Origin of the sequence: Pseudomonas rhodesiae (assembly GCF_013285305.1) — a bacterium.
In the GTDB taxonomy this organism is placed as follows: Bacteria; Pseudomonadota; Gammaproteobacteria; order Pseudomonadales; family Pseudomonadaceae; genus Aquipseudomonas; species Aquipseudomonas rhodesiae.
Genome location: NZ_CP054205.1, coordinates 3,849,415 through 3,873,819, shown reverse-complemented (window position 1 = coordinate 3,873,819; position 24,405 = coordinate 3,849,415). Strand labels below are relative to the sequence as shown.

Below are 24,405 nucleotides of genomic sequence, written 5' to 3'. Positions count from 1 at the left end.
GTTTTAGGCGTGCCCCACAAGCCCTACTACCAAGGGAGGAGGGCGCGACCACCAAAGCAGCATACGGCCCGCGCTCCGGGGTTTCTAAGATGGTTGCCAGAGCCTCTGCAATGAGGTGTTGCGTGCAATCCTGAGGGCAAAAACAATGACAACAACACACAATGCCTTGCTCGTCGCCGGTCTGCTGGTCGGTGTGCTTGGTGCCGGGGCCGCCTGGGCCCATGGCAACGTGGTCCCGCAAGCGGTGGAAACCAAAGGCCTGACCTCCATCAAAGATGCCGGCGTGCCGGTCAACGAGGACGGCTGGGCGGCGGTCAACCCCTATCGCAATTCGCCCGAACATGACAAAGCCGTGGAAATCGGCTCGTCCGCCTTCAACCAGAACTGCGCCGCCTGCCACGGCCTGGAAGCCAAATCCGGCGGCATCGCCCCGGACCTGCGCATGCTGGATGTGGGAGAGGCCGGTGATGAATGGTTTGTCGAGCGCGTACGCCATGGCGCGGTGCGCGACGGCCGGGTATACATGCCGAAGATGGCCGACTACCTGAGCCAGGAAGCCTTGTGGGCGGTGCGCACCTACCTGGACAGCGTGCACGTCGAGGAGTGATGCCATGCGCCTGTTTGCCGTGGTGCTGGGCCTGGCCTTGCTGTGCTGCCACACGGCGCAGGCGCAGGTGCGCAGCTATGACCAGATGATCGCCGCCGGCGAAATCAAAGTGGCGGTGTACAAGGACTTTGCTCCCTACAGTTTCGAGGACGGCGCCACCCCCCGAGGCGTCGATGTGGAACTGGCCCAGGCCCTGGCCGAGGCGCTCGGTGTGCGGCTCAAGTTGATCTGGGCGCCGGCCGGCGAAAAGCTCGACGACGACCTGCGCGACTACATCTGGCGCGGCAGCCCCTTGCATCACCATCAGCTGGCCGACCTGATGCTGCGCGCGCCCTACGACCACGACTACGCACAACGGCGCAACGATCAAGGCGAGCTGGAAAACGGCCAGGTGGTGATGTTCGGCCCGTACCAGAATGAACAATGGCAGGTGGCCTACGACCGCCGGCGCCTGGATAAGGTCGCCAGCGTGGCGGTGTTCCAGCAGCACCCCATCGGTGTGGAAGTCGACAGCGTGCCATCGTTTTACCTGACCTCGGTGTTCAACGGCCAACTCGCGGCCAGCACCCAGCATTACCCCAGTGTGACCCAGGCGTTTGCGGCGATGCGCGCCGGCAAGGTCGATGCGGTCATGGCCATGCGCGGGGAAATCGACTGGCAGGTGCAGCAGGCCCATGACCCGCAACTGGCGTTGGCGGAAAACGCCTACCCGAACATGGGGCGGCAACGCTGGGAGATCGGCATGGCGGTGCACGAAAGCAATCGCCAGTTGGCCTATGCGGTGGAAGAAGCCCTTGAAGGTCTGATCCGCGACGGCCGTTTGCAGGCGATCTACCGCCACTACGGCCTACGCTACGAAGTGCCCGACATGTACCAATAGGAGCAGGCGATGAACTGGCGACTGAGCTGCATCCTGGCCTGCTGGCTGCCACTGGCCGCCCATGCCGTGGAGGTCGACCCGGTGCCCTCGGTGATGTGGGCCTTCTACCACAAGCAGCTGCTGGCCGACGCGCCGTTCGTGTTCGACGCGCGGGTCAAGCTGCTGGCGCCGCCGTTCGCCGAGGATGCGCGCCAGGTGCCGCTGGAAATCGACGCGCGGGCGTTCAAGGGGCATGTGGTGAGGATCCTGGCCTGGGCCGAGCTGAACCCGCTGCCGAAAATCGTCGATTTCCAGCCCAAGGAAGGGGTGCTGCCGTGGCTGGCGCTGCGCATCCGCATCGAGCAAGCCACGCCGTTGCGCGCCGCGGTCCTTACCGATGACGGCATATGGCATGTGGGGTCGGCGCTGATCGACGCGGCCGGCGGCGGCTGCACCGCGCCCAGTGTGGTGCGCAGCCAGCCGGGCTGGGAAGAGCATCTGGGCGAAGTGCTCGGCGGGCGCTACCCCCGTGGCGAATTCAGCCGCGTGCGCGTGCAAGTGGCGCACCCGATGGACAACGGCCTGGTCAGCGGTATCCCTGAGTTTTTTATCAACCATGGGCAATTGCGTGGCCAGGACGATCAGGTGCTGGCCGAGCTGGAATTGTTCCCGGCGGTCAGCGAGAACCCCAACCTGGCCTTCGACATCGAAGCACCGGGGCCTACTCGCCTGGTGCTGCGCGACAACAGCGGCAATGAGTTCGACGCGGCCATCCCCTGACCAGAAGGAGCGCGGCATGCGCTGGATTCTCTTGTTATGCCTGGGCCTGAGCCTGCCCGCCCTGGCGGACCTGGACTACGCCCTCAAGCCTCGGCTGATCGCCGCCGACACCTGGCTGCTCGAAGGCAGCACCGACAACTTTGCCAAGGCCAATGGCGGCAATATCGTCAACACCGCTTTTATCGTCACCGAGGCCGGCGTGGTGGTGATCGAGACCGGGCCGTCGCGGCGCTACGGCGAAGCGCTGCGCCAAGCCATCGCCCAAGTCACCCCCAAGCCGGTGATCCAGGTACTGATCACGCACCATCACCCTGACCACGCCCTGGGCAACCAAGCGTTCAAGGACGTGCCCATCGGCGCCCTGGCCGACACCACGCGCTTGCTGCACGAGCAGGGCGACAGCCTGGCGGAAAACCTCTACCGCATGGTCGGCGACTGGATGCGCGGCACCGAAGTGGTATTGCCGACCCAGGCGCTGCAACCCGGTGTATTGAGCGTGGGCCAGCATGACCTGCGCTTGCTGGCGCTGACCGGGCATACCGGCGCCGATCTGGCCATTCTCGACCAGCGCACCGGGGTGCTGTTCACCGGCGACTTGGTGTTCTACCAGCGCGCCCTGACCACGCCGCATAGCCCGGGGCTGGCGGCGTGGCAGGCCGACCTCGACACCCTGCAAGCCTTGCCCTGGACCCTGATCGTGCCCGGCCACGGCCCGGTGGCCGCCGATGCGCAGCCGTTCGCCCAGATGCGCGATTACCTGGGCTGGCTCGACCAACTGCTACGCGACGGCGCCGCCAACGGCAGCGACATGGCCGAGCTGATCCGCAGCCCCATCCCCGAACGCTTTGCCGCGATCAACCTGAGCCGCTACGAACTGACCCGCAGCGTCAGCCACCTGTACCCGCGCTACGAGCGCGCGCAGATGCAACGGCTGGATACCCGCTACTAAGGAACTAGCAATCTCGATACTGCGGTCAATTGTGACGAACGCCCCTGCGCCCAAGAATCGGCACCAGACCGGGAAAATTTCCCGGGTATAACAAAAAACCGCAGAGGTAGCCGTCATGACCCAACCCGCACGTCGCCAACCCTTCGCCTTGAGTGTGTTGCTCGGTGCCATCCTGTTATCCGGCCAAGCCGTGGCCGCCGTGAGCGATCAGGACATTCTCCAGGACCCGAAAAACCCCGGGCAGATCGTCACCAACGGTCTGGGTGTGCAAGGCCAGCGCTACAGCCCGCTGGACACTCTGAATGTGGACAACGTCAAGGACCTGCGCCCGGTCTGGGCGTTCTCCTTCGGCGGCGAGAAACAGCGCGGGCAGCAGGCGCAGCCGATGGTCAAGGATGGGGTGATGTACCTCACCGGTTCCTATTCGCGGGTGTTCGCGGTGGATGCGCGCACCGGCAAGAAACTCTGGCAGTACGATGCGCGTCTGCCGGATGACATCCGCCCCTGCTGCGATGTGATCAACCGTGGAGTGGCGCTGTACGGCGACCTGGTGTTCTTCGGCACCCTGGACGCCAAACTGGTGGCTCTGAATAAAGACACCGGCAAGGTGGTGTGGAGCAAGCGCGTGGCCGACCACAAGGAAGGCTACTCCATCAGCGCCGCGCCGCTGGTGATCAATGGCAAGCTGATCACCGGCGTGGCCGGCGGCGAATTCGGCGTGGTGGGCAAGATCGAAGCCTACGACCCGAAAAACGGCGACCTGCTGTGGACCCGCCCGACGGTCGAAGGCCATATGGGCTATGTGTACAAGGACGGCAAGGCCGTGGAAAACGGCATCTCCGGCGGCGAAGCGGGTAAAACCTGGCCGGGGGACCTGTGGAAAACCGGCGGCGCGGCGCCGTGGCTGGGCGGCTACTACGACCCAGAAACCAACCTGCTGCTGTTCGGCACCGGTAACCCGGCACCGTGGAACTCGCACCTGCGCCCCGGCGACAACCTTTACTCGTCCTCGCGCCTGGCACTCAACCCGGACGACGGCACCATCAAATGGCACTTTCAGAGCACGCCTCACGACGGTTGGGACTATGACGGCGTGAACGAACTGGTGTCGTTCAACTACACCGAGGGCGGCAAGGAAATCAAAGCCGCGGCCACGGCCGACCGCAACGGTTTCTTCTATGTACTGGACCGCACCAACGGCAAGTTCATCCGCGGCTTCCCGTTTGTCGACAAGATCACCTGGGCCACCGGCCTGGATAAGAGCGGCCGGCCGATCTACAACGAAGCCAGCCGCCCCGGCGCGCCGGGCAGTGAAGCCAAGGGCACGTCGGTGTTCGTTGCGCCGGCCTTCCTCGGCGCGAAAAACTGGATGCCCATGGCCTACAACCGCGACACCGGGCTGTTCTATGTGCCATCCAACGAGTGGGGCATGGACATGTGGAACGAAGGCATCGCCTATAAGAAAGGCGCGGCGTTCCTCGGCGCCGGGTTCACCATCAAACCGTTGAACGAAGACTACATCGGCGTGCTGCGCGCCATCGACCCGGTCAGCGGCAAGGAAGTCTGGCGCCACAAAAACTACGCGCCGTTGTGGGGCGGGGTACTGACCACCAAAGGCAACCTGGTGTTCACCGGCACGCCGGAAGGTTTCCTGCAGGCCTTCAACGCCAAGACCGGCGAGAAAGTCTGGGAATTCCAGACCGGCTCCGGCGTGCTCGGCTCGCCGATTACCTGGGACATGGACGGCGAGCAGTATGTCTCGGTGGTCTCCGGGTGGGGCGGCGCGGTGCCGCTGTGGGGCGGTGAAGTGGCCAAGCGCATCAAGGACTTCAACCAGGGCGGCATGCTCTGGACCTTTAAGTTGCCCAAGGACCTGGTGGCCAAACACTAGTTCTACGACCAAATGAGCAGTGCCCTCCTGCCAACGGCGCATTCGCCCGGCGGTGGGGGCACCTTACTATCGGGTGATCGCCTGTTGACCGACAGGCCCGGACCCAGACAGAGGCTTTACTATGATCTACGCACAACCTGGCACCCCTGGCGCTATCGTCAGCTTCAAGCAGCGTTATGGTAATTACATCGGCGGCGAGTTCGTCGCACCGATCAGCGGCGAGTACTTCACCAACACCTCGCCGGTTACCGGCCAAGCGATTGCTGAATTCCCGCGCTCCAGCGCCGCCGACATCGATAAAGCCCTGGATGCCGCCCACGCCGCCGCCGATGCCTGGGGCAAAACCTCGGCCCAGGACCGCGCCCTGGTGCTACTGAAAATCGCCGACCGCATCGAACAAAACCTCGAAGTGCTGGCCGTGGCCGAAACCTGGGATAACGGCAAGGCCGTTCGTGAAACCCTCAACGCCGACGTGCCCCTGGCCGCCGACCATTTCCGTTATTTCGCCGGCTGCATCCGCGCCCAGGAAGGCGGCGCCGCCGAGATCAACGAACACACCGCCGCTTACCACTTCCACGAACCGTTGGGTGTGGTCGGGCAGATCATTCCGTGGAACTTCCCGCTGCTGATGGCCGCGTGGAAACTCGCCCCGGCCCTGGCCGCCGGGAACTGCATCGTGCTCAAGCCGGCCGAGCAGACGCCGCTGTCGATCATGGTGTTCGCCGAACTGATCAATGACCTGCTGCCGCCGGGCGTGCTCAATATTGTGCAGGGCTTTGGACGCGAAGCCGGGGAGGCCCTGGCCACCAGCAAACGCATCGCCAAGATCGCCTTTACCGGCTCCACGCCGATTGGCGCGCACATCATGCATGCGGCCGCCGAAAACATCATCCCGTCCACCGTGGAGCTGGGCGGCAAGTCGCCGAACATCTTCTTTGAAGACATCATGCGTGCCGAGCCGCAGTTTATCGAGAAAGCCGCCGAGGGCCTGGTGCTGGCGTTTTTCAACCAGGGCGAAGTGTGCACCTGCCCGTCGCGGGCGCTGGTGCAGGAGTCGATCTACGAGCCGTTCATGGCCGAGGTGATGAAGAAGATCGTCAAGATCAAGCGCGGTAACCCGCTCGACACCGAAACCATGGTCGGCGCCCAGGCGTCCGAGCAGCAATACGACAAGATCCTGTCCTACCTCAAGATCGCCCAGGAGGAGGGCGCCGAGCTGCTCACCGGCGGCGCGGCCGAACACTTGAACGGCGACCTGTCCAGCGGCTATTACATCCAGCCGACCCTGCTCAAGGGCCACAACAAGATGCGCGTGTTCCAGGAGGAAATCTTCGGCCCGGTGGTGGGCATCACCACCTTCAAGGACGAAGCCGAAGCCCTGGCCATCGCTAACGACAGCGAATTCGGCCTCGGCGCCGGCCTGTGGACCCGCGACATCAACCGCGCCTACCGCATGGGCCGGGCGATCAAGGCCGGGCGTGTGTGGACCAACTGTTATCACCTGTACCCGGCGCATGCGGCGTTCGGCGGCTACAAAAAGTCGGGTGTGGGGCGCGAGAACCACAAGATGATGCTGGACCACTATCAGCAGACCAAGAACCTGCTGGTGAGCTACGACATCAACCCGTTGGGCTTCTTCTGATCCTCCAATTGCAATGCGACCCAGTGTGGGAGAGGGCTTGCCCCCGATGAGGTAGTGTCAGCTTAAACAGCTGTGACTGACACGCCACCATCGGGGGCAAGCCCCCTCCCACAGTTTTGTTCCCTGTACATTCGCGGCTACGGCGGCTGCAAAGTGTGGGGCGTGAGAACCACAAGATGATGCTGGACCACTACCAGCAGACCAAGAACCTGCTGGTGAGCTACGACATCAACCCGTTGGGGTTCTTCTGATCCTCCAATTGCAATGCGACCCAATGTGGGAGGGGGCTTGCCCCCGATGAGGGATTGTCAGCTTAAACAGCTGTGACTGACACGCCGCTATCGGGGGCAAGCCCCCTCCCACAGTTTTGTTCCCTGTACATTCGCGGCAACGGCGGCTGCAAGGTGTGGGGCGTGAGAACCACAAGATGATGCTGGACCACTATCAGCAGACCAAGAACCTGCTGGTGAGCTACGACATCAACCCGTTGGGCTTCTTCTGATCCTCCAATTGCAATGCGACCCAGTGTGGGAGGGGGCTTGCCCTCGATGAGGGAGTGTCAGCTTAAACAGCTGTGACTGACACACCCCCATCGGGGGCAAGCCCCCTCCCACAGTTTTGTTCCCTGTACATTCGCGGCAACGGCGGCTGCAAGGTGTGGGGCGTGAGAACCATAAGATGATGCTGGACCACTACCAGCAGACCAAGAACCTGCTGGTGAGCTACGACATCAACCCGTTGGGGTTCTTCTGATCCTCTAATTGCAATGCGATCAAGTGTGGGAGGGGGCTTGCCCCCGATAGCGGTGGGTCAGTGGCATAAATGTTGACTGACCCACAGCCATTGGGGGCAAGCCCCCTCCCACAGTTTTGTTTCCTGTACATTCGCGACTAATGCAGTGCGGCATTTACGTCGAAAGTAGCATTCGCCCCCCCAACCCCCCATGTATTAATGCCTTTACCGGAATCTTCCGGCACAACAAGAGGACTCTCCCATGTGGACCAAACCCGCCTTCACCGACCTGCGTATCGGCTTTGAAGTGACCATGTACTTCGCCAGCCGTTGATTCAACAGCCGGCCAGCTCAGTGCTGGCCGGTGCGCTATGGGAATGACCCTTTGGTCTGATTGCAAACGCCTGCGGATCGGTTAGTGTGGAGCGCATCTTCCAAAAATAATAAGAACAGGCTTTCCAATGAGCCCAAACCTGAGCCTCCTGCGTAAATTCGTCTCGCCTGAAATCATCTTCGGTGCCGGTTGCCGGCATAACGTTGGCAACTACGCCAAAACCTTCGGTGCGCGCAAGGTGCTGGTGGTCAGCGACCCCGGTGTGATCGCCGCCGGCTGGGTCGCCGATGTGGAAGCCAGCCTGCAGGCCATCGGCATCGACTACTGCCTGTACAGCGCCGTATCGCCCAACCCGCGCGTGGAGGAGGTGATGCTCGGCGCCGAGGTGTACCGGGAAAACCATTGCGACGTGATCGTCGCCATCGGCGGCGGCAGCCCCATGGACTGCGGCAAGGCCATCGGCATCGTGGTGGCCCACGGGCGCAGCATTCTGGACTTCGAAGGCGTGGACACCATCCGCGTGCCCAGCCCACCGCTGATCCTGATCCCTACCACCGCCGGGACCTCGGCGGATGTGTCGCAGTTCGTGATCATTTCCAACCAGCAGGAACGCATGAAGTTCTCCATCGTCAGCAAGGCGGTGGTGCCGGATGTATCGCTGATCGACCCGGAAACCACCGCCAGCATGGACCCGTTCCTGTCCGCCTGCACCGGCATCGACGCCTTGGTGCATGCCATCGAGGCGTTCGTTTCCACCGGTCATGGCCCGCTCACCGACCCCCATGCCCTGGAGGCCATGCGGTTGATCAACGGCAACCTGGTGCAGATGATCGCCAACCCCACGGACATTGCCCTGCGCGAAAAGATCATGCTCGGCAGCATGCAGGCCGGCCTGGCGTTTTCCAATGCGATCCTTGGCGCGGTGCATGCCATGTCCCATAGCCTCGGCGGCTTTCTCGACCTGCCCCATGGCCTGTGCAACGCGGTGCTGGTCGAGCATGTGGTGGCGTTCAACTACAACTCGGCGCCGGAGCGCTTCAAGGTGATTGCCGAGACCTTCGGCATCGACTGCCGGGGCCTGAACCATCGGCAGATCTGTGGGCGCCTGGTGGAACACCTGATTGCCCTGAAACACGCCATTGGCTTCCATGAAACCCTCGGTTTGCATGGCGTGCGCGTGGCGGATATTCCGTTCCTGTCCCAGCATGCGATGCACGACCCGTGCATCCTCACCAACCCGCGCGAGTCGAGCCAGCGTGACGTCGAGGTCGTGTATGGCGAAGCTCTCTGACGACCAGCAGCGCGCCCTCGCCGGGTTGCTCGGGCTGGGCGACCAGTCGGCGCGCAAGAGCCATTACCCCGAACTGACGGCACGCCTGGACGAACTGGAAGCCGAGCGCCGGCGCTATATCCGCCTCAACGATGAACTGGAACAGCGCGTGGCCGCGCGCACCGATGAATTGCTGGAGGCCAACCGCAACCTGCAACAGCAGATCGCCCAGCGTGAACAGGTGGAACGGCAACTGCGCGATGCCCGCGACGCCGCCGAGGCCGCCAACCGCAGCAAGGACAAATACCTCGCCGCCGCCAGTCATGACCTGCTGCAACCGCTGAACGCCGCGCGCCTGTTGATCGCCACCCTGCGCGAGCGGGCGTTGCCCAGTGTCGAGCAGGTGCTGGTGGAGCGTACCCATCAGGCCCTGGAAGGCGCCGAGGACTTACTCACGGATCTGCTCGATATCTCGCGGCTCGACCAGGCGGCGGTCAAGCCGGACGCGGCGGTGTATCGCTTGGAAGAAGTGTTTGCGCCGCTGGTCTCGGAATTCCAGTCGGTGGCCCAGGCGGCCGGGCTGAACCTGCGTGCGCGCACCGGGGGGTATGCGATCCATACGGACCTGCGTTTGCTGACGCGGATCTTGCGCAACTTCCTGAGCAACGCCTGCCGCTACACCGACGAAGGCTGCATCCTGCTCGGCGCCCGCCGTCGTGGCGATCGTCTGCGCTTGGAGGTGTGGGACACCGGGCGCGGGATCGCTGCCGACCGGCTGGAGGCGATCTTCCTGGAGTTCAACCAGCTCGATGTCGGCCGCGCGTCCGAGCGCAAGGGCGTAGGCCTGGGGCTGGCGATTGTCGAACGCATCGCCGAGATTCTCGGCTACCCGGTGGCGGTGCGGTCATGGCCGGGGCGCGGTTCGATGTTCAGCATCGAGGTGCCCATCAGCGCAGAGATGCCACCCGCGATCAGCCAGTTGCCCACCCTGCCGACCACCGGTAACCCATTGCCGGGGCGGCGTTTGCTGGTGATCGACAATGAGATCAGCATCCTCGACAGCATGCGCGCGCTGCTGGGCCAATGGGGTTGCGACGTGGTCACCGCCACCGACCAGGCCGGCGCATTGCAGGCGCTGCAGGGCAGGGCGCCGGAGTTGATTCTGGCGGACTACCACCTCGACCACGGGGTGGTGGGCTGCCTGGTGGTCAAGCAGTTGCGCGAGCATTTCGGTCACAAGATCCCCGCCGTGATTATCACCGCCGACCGCACCGACCAATGCCGCCGTGCGTTGCGCCGGCTGGATGCTCCGTTGCTGAACAAACCGGTCAAGCCCGGAAAGTTGCGCGCGGTACTCAGTCAATTGCTGGCCTAGAAGCTTGATACCTGTCAATACGTCGCAGCTGGCATTGCCCCACTCTTAAGGCCTGATCTAGAGGCCTGGAGTACGCCATGACCGCTGCACCTTTCAAATTGCCCCTGGGCCTGGTGATCGCCGTGCTGGCGATGGCCGGCGTGCTGCTGTTGCCGCTGCCCGCCGACCTGCCGGTGGCCGGGCAGCGCATGCTGGCGATCCTGGGGTTTGCCGTGGTGGTGTGGATCACCGAGGCGGTGTCCTATGAGGCCAGCGCGATCATGATCACTTCGCTCATGGCCTTTCTGCTCGGCACGGCACCCTCGCTGCAAGACCCCACGCATCTGATTGGTTCCAGCCCGGCAATCAGCATGGCGCTCACCGGCTTCGCCAACCCGGCGCTGGCGCTGGTGGCAGGGGCGCTGTTTATCGCGGCGGCCATGACCCATACCGGCCTGGATCGGCGCATCGCCCTGGTGACGCTAAGCCGTATCGGCACCAGCACTCGGCGCATCCTGCTGGGGGCGATCGCGGTGACGATCCTGCTCAGCCTGGTGGTGCCCAGCGCCACGGCGCGCAGTGCCTGTGTGGTGCCGATCATGATGGGGGTGATCGCCGCGTTCGGCGTGGACAAGCGCTCGAATATCGCCGCCGGGATCATGATCGTGGTTGCCCAAGGCACCAGCATCTGGAACGTCGGCATCCAGACCGCCGCGGCGCAGAACCTGCTGACCGTCGGTTTTATGGACAAGATGCTCGGCCAGCGCGTGTCATGGCTCGATTGGCTGATCGCCGGCGCGCCGTGGGCGCTGATCATGTCGGCGGTACTGCTGTTTCTGGTGCTCAAGCTGCTGCCGCCGGAAACCGACAGCATCCCCGGCGGCAAGGAAGCCGTGGCCCAGTCCCTGGTGGACATTGGCCCCATGACCGGCCCGCAGAAACGCTTGCTGGCGGTGTCGGTGCTGCTGCTGTTGGCGTGGGCCACAGAGGGGCGCCTGCATCCTTTCGACACCACCTCGACCACCTATGCCGGGTTGGTGTTCCTGTTGTTGCCGGGCATTGGTGTGATGACCTGGAAAGATGTGCAGTCGCGCATTCCGTGGGGCACGGTGATCGTGTTCGGCGTGGGCATCAGCCTGGGTACGGCGTTGCTGACCACCCAGGCCGGGCAGTGGCTGGGTGCTGCGGTGGTGGCCCACACCGGCTTGGACCAGGTCGGCCCGCTGGGCGTGTTCGCGATCCTTGGCGCGTTCCTGATCCTGATCCACCTGGGCTTTGCCAGCGCCACCGCATTGACCTCGGCGCTATTGCCGATCCTGATTGCGGTGCTGCAAACCTTGCCCGGCGAATTCAGCCGCTTGGGCATGACCCTGTTGCTGGGGTTTGTGATGAGTTACGGGTTTATCCTGCCGATCAACGCGCCGCAGAACATGGTGTGCCTGGGCACCGGCACATTTACCGCGCGCCAGTTTGCCAAGGTGGGGATTCTGGTGACGTTGATCGGGTATGGGCTGATGTTGGTGTTGGCGGCGACTTACTGGAGTTGGCTCGGTTGGATTTGATTTGGAGTCTGCCTCTGGATGCACCTGAGATCCAATGTGGGGGAGGGCTTGCCCCTCCCACTTTCTGACCCTACCCGCTTCAGACCCCCATTCCACCCCAAGATGGCAAGATGAACTCCGCTCAGGTTTACTGTTCTCTGAGTAGAGGTATTACCGACGCCCCCGTCGGGTCATCTAGGTCATTGAATGGACAAATACACCCCCCGCGCCTGGCAACCCCACGAACGCCCGAGCCTGCCCGGTTCGCCGTCGACGCCGTGGCACCCGACCTATAAGCGCTGGCTGTTCGCGATGGTCGGTGTGCTGGTGGCGATCACCGGCGGGCTGGGCAATTCTTTGGTGATCGCCAACCTGCAATACCTGCAAGGCGCGCTCGGTGCGACCACCGCCGAAATGGCCTGGCTGCCCGCCGCCTATGTAATGACCAACGTGTGCATGAACCTGCTGCTGGTGAAGTTTCGCCAGCAGTTCGGTTTGCGGGCCTTCACCGAAGTGTTTCTGGTGCTGTATGCGCTGGTGACGTTCGGCCACCTGTTCGTCAACGACCTCAACTCGGCCATCGCCGTGCGCGCGGCCCATGGCATGGTGGGTGCGGCCCTCAGTTCATTGGGCTTGTATTACATGATCCAGGCATTCCCGGCCAAATGGCGCTTGAAGGCGCTGGTGCTGGGGTTGGGCACCGCGCAATTGGCGCTGCCGCTGGCGCGCTTGTTCTCCGAGGATCTGCTGCAGATCGCCGAATGGCGCGGCCTGTACCTGTTCGAATTGGGCCTGGCGCTGATCTGCCTGGGTTGTGTGTTCCTGCTCAAGCTGCCGCCCGGTGACCGTTTCAAGACCTTTGAAAAACTCGATTTCCTCACCTTCGCCATTCTTTCCAGCGGTGTGGCGCTGCTGTGTGCGGTGCTGTCCCTGGGGCGTATCGACTGGTGGCTGGAAGCGCCGTGGATCGGCATTGCCTCGGCCTGCTCCCTGGTGCTGATCATGGCTGGCCTGGCCATCGAACATAACCGCGCCAACCCGTTGCTGATGACGCGCTGGCTGGGCAGCGGCGTGATGATTCGCCTGGCGCTGGCGGTGATCCTGATTCGTATGGTGCTGTCCGAGCAGTCCACCGGCGCGGTGGGTTTTATGCAGATGCTCAATATGAGCTACGAGCAGATGCACACGCTTTACGTGGTGATGCTGGCCGGGGCGATCAGCGGGCTGGCGATCAGTGCGTTGACCATCAACCCGGCGCACCTGTTGATGCCGCTGGTGATCTCCCTGGCGCTGATGGCCACCGGGTCGGTAATGGACAGCTTTTCCAGCAACCTGACCCGGCCGCAGAACCTGTATGTCAGCCAGTTCCTGCTAGGCTTCGGCGGTACGTTCTTTCTGGGGCCGACCATGGTACTGGGCACCAAAAACGTGCTGGCCAACCCGCGCAATCTGGTGAGTTTTTCGGTGATGTTCGGCATTTGCCAGAACCTCGGCGGGCTGATCGGCGCGGCGTTGCTCGGCACTTTCCAGGTGGTGCGCGAGAAGTTTCACTCCAGCATGATCGTCGAACACCTGACCCTGCTCGACCCCCGCGTGGCCGCGCGGGTGCAGAGCGGCGGTTCGGCCTACGGCGGGCTGGTGGCCGACCCAGAATTACGCAACCTCATGGGCATTCGCAGCCTGGCCACAGCGGCCACCCGTGAAGCGAATGTGATGGCCTACAACGATGTGTTTATGCTGATTGCGATCATCGCGATCCTGACCATGCTGTGGATTTTTACCCGCAGCCTATGGCTGATGACGACCACCCAAGCGGCTACTCCTCCCGTTCAACCCAGCGGCGTTACTTCATGACCGAACCTTCGACCACGACCACCACCGCCATTGCTTCAACCCCGGAGGGCAGCACGCCGCCGGGTGCCGTGCCCACCGAGCTGCGCCCATTGCGGGTGCGCATCCTGTCCTCCCTGGGCTTTGCCGCGATTGCCATCGTCGGCGTGTTGATCGTGCTGTATGCCTGGCAATTGCCGCCGTTCAGCAGCGCGGTGGAAACCACCGAAAATGCCCTGGTGCGCGGTCAGGTGACGATTATTGGCCCGCAGCTCAGCGGCTATGTGTTCGAGGTGCCGGTGCAGGACTTCCAGTACGTCAAGGCCGGCGACCTGCTGGTGCGCCTGGATGACCGCATCTACAAGCAGCGCCTCGACCAGGCGCTGGCGCAACTGGCGGTGCAGAAGGCCGCGCTGGCCAATGTGGTGCAGCAACGCAACAGCGCCGAAGCCACGATCAAACTGCGTCAGGCAGCCTTGGCGGACAGCCAGGCCCAGGCGCGCAAAAGCACCGCCGACCTGCGGCGTAACCAGGAACTGATCAGCGATGGCTCGGTGTCCAAGCGCGAGTTGGACGTGACCCGCGCGGCGAATGCCCAGACCCAGGCAGCGGTCGCTCAGGCCCAGGCCAGCCTGGAAATCGCCCGGCAGGATTTGCAGACGGTGATCGTCAATCGCGGCTCCCTGGAAGCCGCCGTGGCCAGTGCCGACGCGGCGGTGGAACTGGCGCGGATCGACCTGTCCAATACCCGCATCACCGCGCCCCGTGACGGCCAATTGGGCCAAATCGGCGTGCGCCTCGGCGCCTACGTCAACTCCGGCGCGCAACTGATGGCGCTGGTGCCGAAGCAGCTGTGGGTGATCGCCAATATGAAAGAAACCCAGATGGACAATGTGCAGGTCGGCCAGCCAGTGACCTTTACCGTGGATGCGCTGAACCATCGCAAGTTTCACGGCACGGTGCAGCATATTTCCCCGGCCACCGGTTCCGAGTTCAGCCTGTTGCAGGCCGACAATGCCACCGGCAATTTTGTGAAGATTGCCCAGCGCGTGCCGGTGCGGATTACGGTGGACCCGAATCAGGCCGAGAGCGAACGCTTAAGGCCAGGGTTGTCGGTTGTCGTGAGTATCGACACGGCAGGGCGGCTCAAAAACAGCCCGCCCTGAAGGGGTTTGACCAATTGTGGGAGGGGCGGTGCGACGATTCGACTTGCCCCCGATTGCAGGGGGTCAATCACAGCATCTATGTCACTGGCCTGCCGCCATCGGGGGCAAGCCCCCTCCCATAATGGGGACGTATTTCAGGATGAAATCGAGGTGGGCTGATTGGCCTTGTTCCAGCAGTTTCAGGCCCGGCTTGCCCGGCAGGTGATGGGCATTCACCGGATGGCTCACCGGCTCTATGCAAAAGAATCCCAGCCCCGGTGGGCAGTACAGCAGGAAGTAATCGGCCCCCCTGGCCTGGCCTTCCAATACATAGCCCAGCTCCGGCTGTTCGATCCGGCAAGCCCCGTCCCACTGGCAAAAACCGTTGTCCACCACACGCTCGGGCAGCTCATTGAGGAGCCGGAAATCCCAGTCCGCCGGTATCGATGCCAACCCCGTCGGCAGCTTGGACGCATCACTCAGCCACACCTGCGCGGCCCTGGCCTGCAACCGCGTGCCTGGTCGGCGCGGAAAATAGGGGTGTAAGCCCAAGCCGTGCCATGCCGGCTCCTCGGCCAAATGGGTGACGCGCAACGCAAGACTCAGCGTGCCCTCATGCAAGCGCACGCGCTGCTCGGCGCGATAAGCGAAGGGCGTGTCGCACTCCACCGCCAGCAGCACCTCATCCGTTGCCTGGCTCACCACCTGCCACGCCTGCTGCCACGCGGAGCCGTGGATCGGCAGCGGGTCGGTCAGGCTGTTGGGCTTGAGCGCCAGCCAACCCAGGGGATTGTCGAAGCCGCCGTGGGCAATGCGATTGGACCACGGCGCCAACGGATAGCAGCCCAGCTTGCCCGGCAGGCCGGTCGCAATGGCCTGTTCGTCGTTATGACGCAACAGCGGCTGGCCGGTGGCGCGCACGCGCCAATTGACGAGGCTGCCGCCCACCGCTGGATTCAAGCTGAGGTGGGTCAACGCATCTTCAAGCTCAAGCATCACAGCACCACGCTCGGCAGCCACAGCGACAGCGCCGGGATGTAGGTCACGGCCATCAGGATCAGAAACAGCACGGCATAGAAGGGCACCAGCGCTTTCACGGTTTTTTCGATGCTCACCTTGCCCACCGCTGCCCCGACGAACAGCACCGCGCCCACCGGCGGCGTAATCAGGCCAATGCCGAGGTTGACCAGCATAATCATGCCGAAGTGCACCGGGTCGACGCCGATGCCGAGCACCACCGGCAGCAGGATCGGTGTGAGGATCAGGATCAGCGGCGCCATGTCCATCACCGTGCCGAGCAACAGCAGCATGATGTTGATGCACATCAGGATCACATAGCGGTTGTCCGACAGGGTCAGGAACAGCGTGGTGATCTTCGCCGGGATCTGCATCAGGGTCATGATGTAGCCGAAGCTGGCGGCAAACGCGATCAGGATCATCACGATGGAAATGGTGCGCACCGTGCGGTGCATCAGCTTTGGCAGCTCGCTCCATTTGTAGTCGCGGTAGATGAACATGGTGACGAAGAATGCCCACAGCACCGCAATCGCGGCCGACTCGGTGGCGGTGAAGATGCCCGAGAGGATACCGCCCAGGATGATCACCATGGCCATCAGGCCCCAGAGCGCGTCGGCGGCGATTTTCAGCGCCTGCTTGAGGGGGATGACTTCGCCCTTGGGGTAGTCGCGCTTCTTGGCGAAGATCAGGCACAGCACCATCAGGCATGCGCTCATCAGCAGGCCGGGGACCACGCCGGCCATGAACAACGAGGCGATCGACACCGTGCCGCCGGCCGCCAGGGAGTAGAGCACCGAGTTGTGGCTGGGCGGGGTCAGCAGCGCCTGCACCGAGCCGCTGACGGTAACGGCGGTGGCGAACTCGCGGGGGTAGCCGCGACGTTCCATTTCGGGGATCAGCACCGAGCCCACCGAGGCGGTGTCGGCCACCGACGAACCGGAGATGGCGCCGAAGAAGGTCGAGGCCATGATGTTCACCAGCGACAGGCCGCCGCGCACGAAGCCCACCAGTACCCCGGCGAACGCCACCAGCCGCCGCGACATGCCGCCCTCGGCCATGATTGCCCCGGCGAGCACGAAGAAGGGGATCGCCATCAGCGAAAACTTGTTCACCCCGCCGGCCACCTGAATCATCAGGGCCTGGAACGGAATGTCGATCCACCACGCGCCGATCAACGCTGATAGCCCCAGGGCGTAGGCCACCGGCATGCCGATCAGGATCAAGGCGATAAAGCTGCCCAACAGAATCAATGCGTCCATATCAGGCAGCCCCTTCGCTTTCTTCCACCAGGTCGAAGCGCACCACGCGCCGGTTGCTTTGGTCACCGAGCAGGAGCTTCTCCACTACGAATATCAGCGTGAGCAGCCCGCCGATGGGGATCGGCATATAGGTGATCCCCACGCGCAGGGTGGGGATGGCGCTCATGAATTGGTTCCAGGTCGACACGCACAGCTTGGCGCCCCAGACCGTCATAAACAGGCAAATACTGCCCATCAGCAGTTGCGTAAAAATACCGACGAGGCGGCGTTGGGCGGGAGGCAGGCGGTCGGTGATCATCGCCACCGACATATGGGCGCCGGCGCGGTAGCTGGCGGCGGCGCCGATGAAGGTGAATACCAGCATCAGCAGAATGGCGGTGGGCTCCGGCCAGCTGGAGCCGGTGCCGAGGACGTAGCGGGCAAAGATGCCCCAGGGAATGATCAGCGCGACCCCGAGTACCGCGAGGCCGGCGACCCAGATGCAGGTCATGTAAATGCGGTCGTTGATGCGCAGCAGTAAATTCTTCATGGCGTTCACCGTAACCGGGCGCGTCGATGTCGACCGCGCCGGGCCTTGTCAGGGAAGGGGAGGGTTACTGAACGGCGTCGATGCGCTTGATGATGTCGGCGTAGGCCGCGCCGTATTTCGCGCGAATCGGCGCGGTGGCGTCATAGAAGGGTTTTTTGTCGACGGTGATGAATTCCACGCCGGCGGCCTTGAGCTTTTCCTCGCTGCTGGCGGACTTTTTGTCCCACAGCACACGCTCATCGGCCTGGGCGGCCTTGGCGGCGTTTTTCACCATCACCTGTTGCTCAGGGGTGAGCTTGTTCCAGGTGATTTTCGACATCACGATGGGCTCGGGCAGGATCAGGTGCTCGGTGAGGGTGTAGTACTTGGCGTTCTGGAAGTGGTTGTGTTCCAGCATTGTCGGCGGGTTGTTTTCCGCGCCGTCGATCACCCCGGTCTGCAGGGCACTGAAGATCTCGCCGGTGTCCATGGCGATGCCGTTGGCGCCCATGGCATTGAAGGCATCGATGAACAGCGGGTTGCCTTGCACGCGGATCTTCATGCCTTTGAGGTCTTCAAGCTTGCGTACCGGTTTTTTGGTGTAGAGGTTGCGCGTGCCGCCGTCCATCCAGGCCAGGGCCACCAGGCCGAACTCGGAGTTGGTGATTTTGGCGAGGATCTCATCGCCGATTTCGCCATCGATAACCTTGCGCATATGTGCCTGGTCGCGGAACACGAATGGCAGGTTGAACACGTTCACATCCGGCACCACCGGGCCGACGATGCCGAGGCTGACGCGGGTCATCTGCACGGCGCCGACCTGGGCCTGTTCGACCACTTCTTTTTCCGAACCCAGCACGCCGCCGGGGAAGTACTTGAAGGTCAGTTCGCCGTTGCTTTGCTGGGTCAGGGCCTTGCCCATGTTTTGTTCGGCGACCACGGTGGGGTAGCCGGCGGGGTGAACGTCGGCGAACTTGATTTCCAGCGCCTGGGCGGCGCTGCTGAGAAGAACGCTGAGGGGAAGTGCAGCGGCCAGCAAGGTGCGTTTGAAGTCCATGGGGGTCACTCCTGTCTTGTTATTGTTGTATTCAAGGCACAGCGATGCAGCTAGAGGGCGAAGGTGGGCTCCGGCAATCCGGTGACGCCGGGGTTGAGGGCGAACACGCCGCCGGCGAGCGACTGGGGGCCCTGGTCATCCCGGATCGAGGTGACGAACAAGGTCTCCAGGCGGCTGCCGCCAAAGGCGCACATGGTGGGTTTTTTCACCGGCACGCTCAGGGAGCGGTCCAGGCGACCTTCGGGGGTGAAACGGTGGATCAGACCGGCGTCGTTGGCGCAGATCCAGTAGCAGCCATCGGCATCCACCGCTGCGCCATCCGGACGGCCGAGGTGGTTGTGCATGTCCACAAATACTCGGCGGTTGGACGGCGTGCCGCTGTCGACGTCGTAGTCAAAGGCCCAGATCTGTTGCACCAATGGGTGCGAATCCGAGACGTACATCGTGCGCCCGTCCGGGCTGAACGCCAGGCCGTTAAGGGTGATGAAACCGTCCAGTTGGGCATGGGCCGCGCCGTCACCGGCGTAGCGGTAAAGAATGCCTGCGGCGGCGTTCGCACCCATGTCGAGCACCATGCTGCCGGCCCAGAAACGCCCTTGTCGATCGCAGCGGCCGTCGTTCATGCGCATGTCCGGGCGTGGGTGCTCTACGCCGGCCAGCAGTTGGGTATCTAGATGCCCACCGGCTCGGGGGGTGAGTTGGAAAAAACCGCTCTCCATACCCGCGACCCAGCCGCCGGTTTCGGTGCGCGCAATGCAGGCGAGCATGGTGTCGGCATTCCAGCGCTGTACTTCACCGCTCTGGGCGCTCCAGCGTTGCAGGCCGCCGTGGGGGATATCGACCCAGTACAGCGCGTTTTCCTCCGGCACCCATACCGGGCATTCGCCCACGGCATTGCGGGCGTCGACGATTAATTCAGCAGTCATGGCCACTCATTCCCTTGGATTGGTAAACGCTCAGTCGCCAAACGGCCCAGCCGCGCAGAATGCGCCGCCCTGGTAGACCTTGGCCGGGTCGTTGTCGGCCACCGGCGGCTGGGCTTCGACCTGGGCGCGGAACACTTCGGAGTTGTCTTTGGGCACGAAGCCCAAGTGCGCGGCGTAGCGGTTGTCCCACCAGGTGTCGAGGTTGTCCGACATACCGTAGACCACGGTGTGGCCGACGTTGGGCGTGTACAGGGCGCGTTCGAGCAGTTGGGTCAGGTCATCGAAGCTCAGCCAGGTGTGCATCATCCGGCGGTTCTGCGGCTCGGGGAACGAGGAGCCGATGCGGATGCTGACGGTTTCGATGCCGTAGCGATCAAAGTAAAAACTCGCCATATCTTCGCCGTAGGACTTGGACAGGCCGTAGTAGCTGTCCGGGCGGCGCGGGGAGTGGGCATCGATTTTTTCGTCTTGCTTGTAGAAGCCGATCACATGGTTGGAGCTGGCGAAGATCACCCGTTTGACGCCATGGCGACGGGCGGCTTCGTAGATATGAAAAACCCCGCAGATATTCGCGCCGAGGACCTCCTCGAACGGACGCTCCACTGACACGCCGCCAAAATGCAGAATCGCGTCGACGCCTTCAACCAGGTGATGCACGGCCTGTTTGTCGGAAAGGTCGCAGGGCTGCACTTCTTCTTGGGCGTTGGCGGCGGGGGCCATTTCGGCGATGTCCGACAGGCGCAGCACCTGAGCGTAGGGGCGAAGGCGTTCGCGCAGGACTTTGCCCAGGCCGCCGGCGGCACCGGTAAGCAGCAGGCGATGGAAGGGAGCTGGGGTGGTGGTGGTCATGGGCATTCCAGATTTTTGTTGTAGGTTGTCGTATGACTATGTCGAAGTATTGTTAGGGAGTCCCTGGTTGTCAACGTCGATTCGGCTCGCCCCGATAGCGGTGGGTCAGCAAAGGCAGTATCGGCTGACCCGCGTCATCGGGGGCAAGCCCCCTCCCACATGGGGTGGGCGTTAGTGTTCAGGTTCGGCAAGCTTTAGAGCAACGAGATCGGGTAGCTGATGAATATCCGGTTCTCATCGAACTCGTTAGTGCTGAAGTCCCGACGCATCGTGGAGTTGCGCCATTTCACGTTGAGGTTCTTCAGTGCGCCGCTTTGCACGGTGTAGGCCAGTTCCGATTCGCGACCCCATTCCTTGCCGTCGGTGATCGTTCCGGTGTGCACGTTGCTGCCGCTGATATAGCGGTTCATCAAGGTCAGGCCGGGTACGCCGAGCACCGCGAAGTTGAAGTCGTGACGCAGTTGCCAGGATTTTTCCTTGGCGTTGTCATAGCTGGAGTTGTAGCTGTCGTTGGCCAAGGTGCCGCCGCTGGTGCCGTTGACGCGCATCCACACGCTGTCGCCGCTGAGTTTCTGCAGGCCCACGTAGAACGTGTTGCCGCCGTACTTGGCCGAGAGCAGGGCAAACGCGGTTTTGTTATCCAGGTCGCCGGCCAGGGCGCTGCCGTCCTCCTTGCCGTTGAAAAAACCGAGGTTGGCGCCCAGGGTCCAGTCGCCCAGCGGTTGGCTGTGGATGAGGTTGACGTATTGCTGTTGGTAGATATCGCTCAGTTCGGCGTACCACAGGCCGACCTGGGTGCGTTTGTCGTTAAAGGTGTATTCGCCGCCGCCGAAGTTAAAGCGGTCCGACTTGAACGCGGTTTTGCCGTTCATGAACATGTCTTCCATGCTCGCGTCGTTGCGTGGGCTGTTGCCGCGAAATTGCCCGCCGTAGAGGGTCAGGCCGGCGATTTCATTGGAGGTGATCTGGCCACCGCGGAAGGTTTGCGGCAGTGAGCGACCATCGTCGGAGCGTAGGATCGGCAGCACCGGCATCCATTCGCCGACTTTCAGTTCGGTCTTCGACAGTTTGGTTTTCAGCGCTACGCCCAAGCGCCCGAAGTTGTCGGCGGGGCGACCGTCGTCGTGGATCGGCAGCAACTGGGTGCCGCCGGTGCCTTTGCCGCCGTCGAGCTTCTGCGAATACAGGCCCAGTACGTCAATTCCGAAGCCGAGAGTGCCTTGGGTGTAACCGGACTTGGCGTCGAGAATGAAGCTCTGCGTCCACTCTTCAGCCTTGCCCTGGGCGTTGCCCGGGTTGGTGAAGTTACGGTTGAAATAGGCGTTGCGCAGGTTGAGCGTGGCCTTGGCGTCGTCGACAAAGCCGTCGGCGTGCGCGGCGAAGGGTAGGGTGATGCTCAGGCTGCCGAGGCCGACAAGGCCCAGACGTACGCAGGAATTGCGGGCGAATTGACTCACAGTGACGCTCCCTTTCTTTTGTTGTTTTTATTATTTGTCATACGTCGTCGTACAACATTGGAGCGAATATTTGCGGGGTTTTCCTGGAGTGTCAAGCAGAAGTTATACGATGACCAAGGTGCGCAAGGTCAATGTGGAAGGGGGCGGCACGGGTATCAGTGAAAACATCCCTTGAGACTGTTGTGGTGAGCGGGTTTGTTGTGGTGAGCGAGCTTGCTGTGGTGAGCCTGCTCAGCACAGAGTTATGTGTCAGCCTCTAAGACCTGTGTAGAAACCTATGGCTATCGCAGGCAAGTCGAATCGTCGCACCGCCGCTCCCGCATTTCAGCCAGCCAGGACCATCGGCGGCAAGGTGCCCAGCACCGAAACGGCCGCTACGGCACAAACACCGAGCAGCCACTCCAGCATCACGCTGCCTTTCAAACCGGCCAACTGCTGTTCGCCGCTATCCAGACGCAGCCGGTTCAGCAGTGCCAAGCACAACATACCCAGCACCAGCATCACCTTGATCAATAGAATCAGCGCAAACCCACTGAACAATGGCGTTGGCCACAGTTGCCCGGTGAGCACACGCACGTTGATCAACCCGCTCACCAGCAAACCGGCGACCAGCCCATAGCCGACGCCGCTGAAACGCCTGAGGATCGGCTCCAGCCGGTGACGCTGCGCTTGCCTGAGGATCAGCACCAGCAACAGCAACCCACCCAGCCAGGCGCCGACGCACAACAGATGCACCACTTGGTTGAGGATCAGCAGGCGCCCGTTCAGGCCGTCCAGCATGGCGCCATGGCCTACCGGGGCCAGGGTGGCCAGCAACAGCGCGAGCAGCGGCAAGCGTAGCGCCGGCCAGGGCTTGATCAGGGCGATCACCAGTAGCAGGTTCAGCAGCAGATGCCAGACCCACACCTGGCCGAAGAACGTCTTGCCCAGCACCAGGCCCACGGTACCGGGCTGCAGTGCGGCGTCCCAACTGCCGGCCATGCTTGCGGTAATCAGCAGCAACCAAGCCACGCCGGATACCAGCGCCGTCCAGGCCAGCCCACGGGTGAGGCGCAGCAACGTGCGTTCCAAGGCCGGCTGCGTGTCTTTGCCCAGCAGCCAGGGCCTGAAGGCACAAGCGCCGAACATCAGCAACACCACCATAAAATGCACGAACCGGCACAGCACCAGCAGGGTGGCCATGGGTTATTGGCCGACCTTGAAGCGATAAGTGCCTTCGCTTTTGTGGGTGTCGACGGAGACCGCATGCCACTCGACGGTGTAAGTGCCGGCCGCCAGCGGCGCGGCCGGTGTGACCACCAGGATTTTTTTATTGGCGTCCGGGGTTTCCAAGCCTTTGATGGCGACTTCAGTACCGTCCTTGCTCAGCGAAACCTTGCTGAACGTGGCCTCGACGCCTTCGCTGAACGTCAGCCGCAGGTCTTTGGGGGCGGTGACGGTGCTGTCCTCTGCTGGGCTGGCGCTTTTCAGGTGGGCGTGGGCAAATGCTGCCGAAGCCCCCAGCAGGGAAGCGAGCAGGGCGACAGCAGTCAGGGCTTTCTTGATCAACATGGTGCAATACCCAATCAAAGAGAGAAGCGCGCAGTGTACGAAGTTTCGAATGCGCCTGTCGCCGCGATCTAGAGCCGATGGTAGTCTTTAGGCCATGTTGTTGTCAGGGAGCCCTTATGGGCAATCACAAGAGTGGCATTCGCCGGGCAAACGTCGAAAAGATCCTGCTGGCGGCGGAGAAAATCTTCGCCGAGAAAGGCTATGGCAGCACCGCCATGGCCGACATCGCCGAAGAAGCGCAACTGCCGCGCTCCAACCTGCATTACTACTTCACCACTAAAAGCGAGCTGTACAGCGCTGTGCTGTTCGACCTGCTGGACGTGTGGAAACAGGACGCCCTTAGCTTTGAAACCTTTGACGACCCACGGGTGGTGCTAAGCAGCTACATCCGCGCCAAGATGCAGCGCTCGCGTACACGGCCGTACGGCTCGAAAGTCTGGGCCAACGAGATCATCCACGGCGCGCCGACCCTGGGTGAGGCGTTGGACGAAAGCCTGTACGACTGGGCCAAGATGAAAGAAGCGAAAATTCGCCAGTGGGTGGAAGACAAACGCATTTTGCCGGTGGAACCATCGAGCCTGTTGTACATGATCTGGGCTTCGACCCAGCACTACGCCGACTTCGATCACCAAGTGACGATTCTGAATGATCACCAGCCGTTGTCGGACAGGCAATTCGAGAAGGCGATTCAGACAGTGACCAGTGTGATTCTGCGGGGGATTGGGTTGGAGCCTTGAGTATCGTGGTGGGGCTTGGGGCCTAATCGGGGGCAAGCCCCCTCCCACACTTGATCGCATTCATTCAGACAAACTCGGTCGAATGTGGGAGGGGGCTTGCCCCCGATGAG

Annotated in this window: 22 protein-coding genes and 1 pseudogene; 14 read left to right on the top strand and 9 right to left on the bottom strand. The window is 62.6% G+C overall.

Annotated features, from left to right (window positions below; all coding sequences use genetic code 11):
• Positions 1-145 precede the first annotated feature (145 nt).
• From pedF to HRH33_RS17370, 13 genes and pseudogenes are all read left to right on the top strand, one after another.
• A complete protein-coding gene (pedF, locus tag HRH33_RS17425) occupies positions 146-607 on the top strand; it encodes a cytochrome c-550 PedF (protein ID WP_034098924.1) in 462 nt (153 codons plus the stop codon).
• Positions 608-611: 4 nt separating this feature from the next.
• On the top strand, positions 612-1,487 hold the full coding sequence (locus tag HRH33_RS17420; protein WP_094066485.1) for a substrate-binding periplasmic protein: 876 nt from the start codon (positions 612-614) through the stop codon (positions 1,485-1,487).
• A 9-nt stretch (positions 1,488-1,496) separates the two neighbouring features.
• The gene (locus tag HRH33_RS17415; protein WP_034098920.1) at positions 1,497-2,246 is read left to right on the top strand and encodes a quinoprotein dehydrogenase-associated SoxYZ-like carrier; all 750 of its coding nucleotides are present in this window, start codon (positions 1,497-1,499) and stop codon (positions 2,244-2,246) included.
• 16 nt (positions 2,247-2,262) lie between these two features.
• A complete protein-coding gene (locus tag HRH33_RS17410) occupies positions 2,263-3,195 on the top strand; it encodes a quinoprotein relay system zinc metallohydrolase 1 (protein WP_167417920.1) in 933 nt (310 codons plus the stop codon).
• 115 nt (positions 3,196-3,310) lie between these two features.
• Positions 3,311-5,086: a PQQ-dependent methanol/ethanol family dehydrogenase gene (locus HRH33_RS17405; protein ID WP_167417919.1), complete on the top strand. Its 1,776-nt coding sequence runs from the start codon at positions 3,311-3,313 to the stop codon at positions 5,084-5,086.
• Between the two features lie 121 nt (positions 5,087-5,207).
• Positions 5,208-6,728: an acetaldehyde dehydrogenase ExaC gene (exaC, locus tag HRH33_RS17400; RefSeq protein WP_034110971.1), complete on the top strand. Its 1,521-nt coding sequence runs from the start codon at positions 5,208-5,210 to the stop codon at positions 6,726-6,728.
• Positions 6,729-7,128: 400 nt separating this feature from the next.
• A pseudogene (locus HRH33_RS26790) lies at positions 7,129-7,230 on the top strand (hypothetical protein); the annotation flags it as partial.
• A 492-nt stretch (positions 7,231-7,722) separates the two neighbouring features.
• Positions 7,723-7,794 carry a pyrroloquinoline quinone precursor peptide PqqA gene (pqqA, locus tag HRH33_RS17395; protein ID WP_010209364.1) on the top strand — a complete coding sequence of 24 codons (72 nt, stop codon included), beginning with the start codon at positions 7,723-7,725 and terminating at the stop codon, positions 7,792-7,794.
• A gap of 127 nt (positions 7,795-7,921) precedes the next feature.
• Positions 7,922-9,085 (top strand): alcohol dehydrogenase-like regulatory protein ErcA, encoded by a 1,164-nt coding sequence (ercA, locus tag HRH33_RS17390; protein WP_034098911.1) that lies wholly within the window; start codon positions 7,922-7,924, stop codon positions 9,083-9,085.
• A complete protein-coding gene (locus HRH33_RS17385) occupies positions 9,069-10,439 on the top strand; it encodes an ATP-binding response regulator (RefSeq protein ID WP_040268794.1) in 1,371 nt (456 codons plus the stop codon). The genes ercA and HRH33_RS17385 overlap by 17 nt, the downstream gene beginning before the upstream one ends.
• 77 nt (positions 10,440-10,516) lie before the next feature.
• Entirely contained in the window at positions 10,517-11,980 is a 1,464-nt protein-coding gene (locus HRH33_RS17380; RefSeq protein ID WP_167417918.1) for a DASS family sodium-coupled anion symporter, read from the top strand.
• Positions 11,981-12,166: 186 nt separating this feature from the next.
• Positions 12,167-13,813, top strand: coding sequence for an MFS transporter (locus tag HRH33_RS17375; RefSeq protein WP_040268793.1), 1,647 nt, complete (start codon positions 12,167-12,169; stop codon positions 13,811-13,813).
• Positions 13,810-14,955, top strand: coding sequence for an HlyD family secretion protein (locus tag HRH33_RS17370; RefSeq protein ID WP_167417917.1), 1,146 nt, complete (start codon positions 13,810-13,812; stop codon positions 14,953-14,955). Before HRH33_RS17375 ends, HRH33_RS17370 begins: the two co-directional genes overlap by 4 nt.
• Before the next feature lie 81 nt (positions 14,956-15,036).
• Here HRH33_RS17370 and HRH33_RS17365 read toward each other — a convergent pair whose 3' ends face one another.
• From HRH33_RS17365 to copC, 9 genes are all read right to left on the bottom strand, one after another.
• Complete coding sequence (locus HRH33_RS17365) at positions 15,037-15,930, bottom strand: aldose 1-epimerase (RefSeq protein WP_167417916.1); 894 nt, start codon at positions 15,928-15,930, stop codon at positions 15,037-15,039.
• Complete coding sequence (locus HRH33_RS17360; protein WP_034098900.1) at positions 15,930-17,210, bottom strand: TRAP transporter large permease; 1,281 nt, start codon at positions 17,208-17,210, stop codon at positions 15,930-15,932. Before HRH33_RS17360 ends, HRH33_RS17365 begins: the two co-directional genes overlap by 1 nt.
• Position 17,211: 1 nt before the next feature.
• Positions 17,212-17,739, bottom strand: a complete 528-nt coding sequence (locus HRH33_RS17355; protein ID WP_034138656.1) for a TRAP transporter small permease — start codon at positions 17,737-17,739, stop codon at positions 17,212-17,214.
• A gap of 64 nt (positions 17,740-17,803) precedes the next feature.
• Positions 17,804-18,775 carry a TRAP transporter substrate-binding protein gene (locus HRH33_RS17350; protein ID WP_167417915.1) on the bottom strand — a complete coding sequence of 324 codons (972 nt, stop codon included), beginning with the start codon at positions 18,773-18,775 and terminating at the stop codon, positions 17,804-17,806.
• Between the two features lie 50 nt (positions 18,776-18,825).
• Entirely contained in the window at positions 18,826-19,701 is an 876-nt protein-coding gene (locus HRH33_RS17345; RefSeq protein WP_167417914.1) for an SMP-30/gluconolactonase/LRE family protein, read from the bottom strand.
• Positions 19,702-19,731: 30 nt separating this feature from the next.
• The gene (locus tag HRH33_RS17340) at positions 19,732-20,550 is read right to left on the bottom strand and encodes an NAD-dependent epimerase/dehydratase family protein (RefSeq protein ID WP_040268787.1); all 819 of its coding nucleotides are present in this window, start codon (positions 20,548-20,550) and stop codon (positions 19,732-19,734) included.
• Between the two features lie 194 nt (positions 20,551-20,744).
• Positions 20,745-22,007: an OprD family porin gene (locus tag HRH33_RS17335; protein WP_167417913.1), complete on the bottom strand. Its 1,263-nt coding sequence runs from the start codon at positions 22,005-22,007 to the stop codon at positions 20,745-20,747.
• Between the two features lie 324 nt (positions 22,008-22,331).
• The gene (gene copD, locus HRH33_RS17330; RefSeq protein ID WP_167417912.1) at positions 22,332-23,189 is read right to left on the bottom strand and encodes a copper homeostasis membrane protein CopD; all 858 of its coding nucleotides are present in this window, start codon (positions 23,187-23,189) and stop codon (positions 22,332-22,334) included.
• Positions 23,190-23,192: 3 nt separating this feature from the next.
• Positions 23,193-23,558, bottom strand: coding sequence for a copper homeostasis periplasmic binding protein CopC (copC, locus tag HRH33_RS17325; RefSeq protein ID WP_034098885.1), 366 nt, complete (start codon positions 23,556-23,558; stop codon positions 23,193-23,195).
• Positions 23,559-23,674: 116 nt separating this feature from the next.
• Between copC and HRH33_RS17320 the strand changes: the two genes are divergently transcribed.
• Complete coding sequence (locus HRH33_RS17320; protein WP_034138650.1) at positions 23,675-24,295, top strand: TetR/AcrR family transcriptional regulator; 621 nt, start codon at positions 23,675-23,677, stop codon at positions 24,293-24,295.
• The last annotated feature ends 110 nt before the right edge of the window (positions 24,296-24,405 follow it).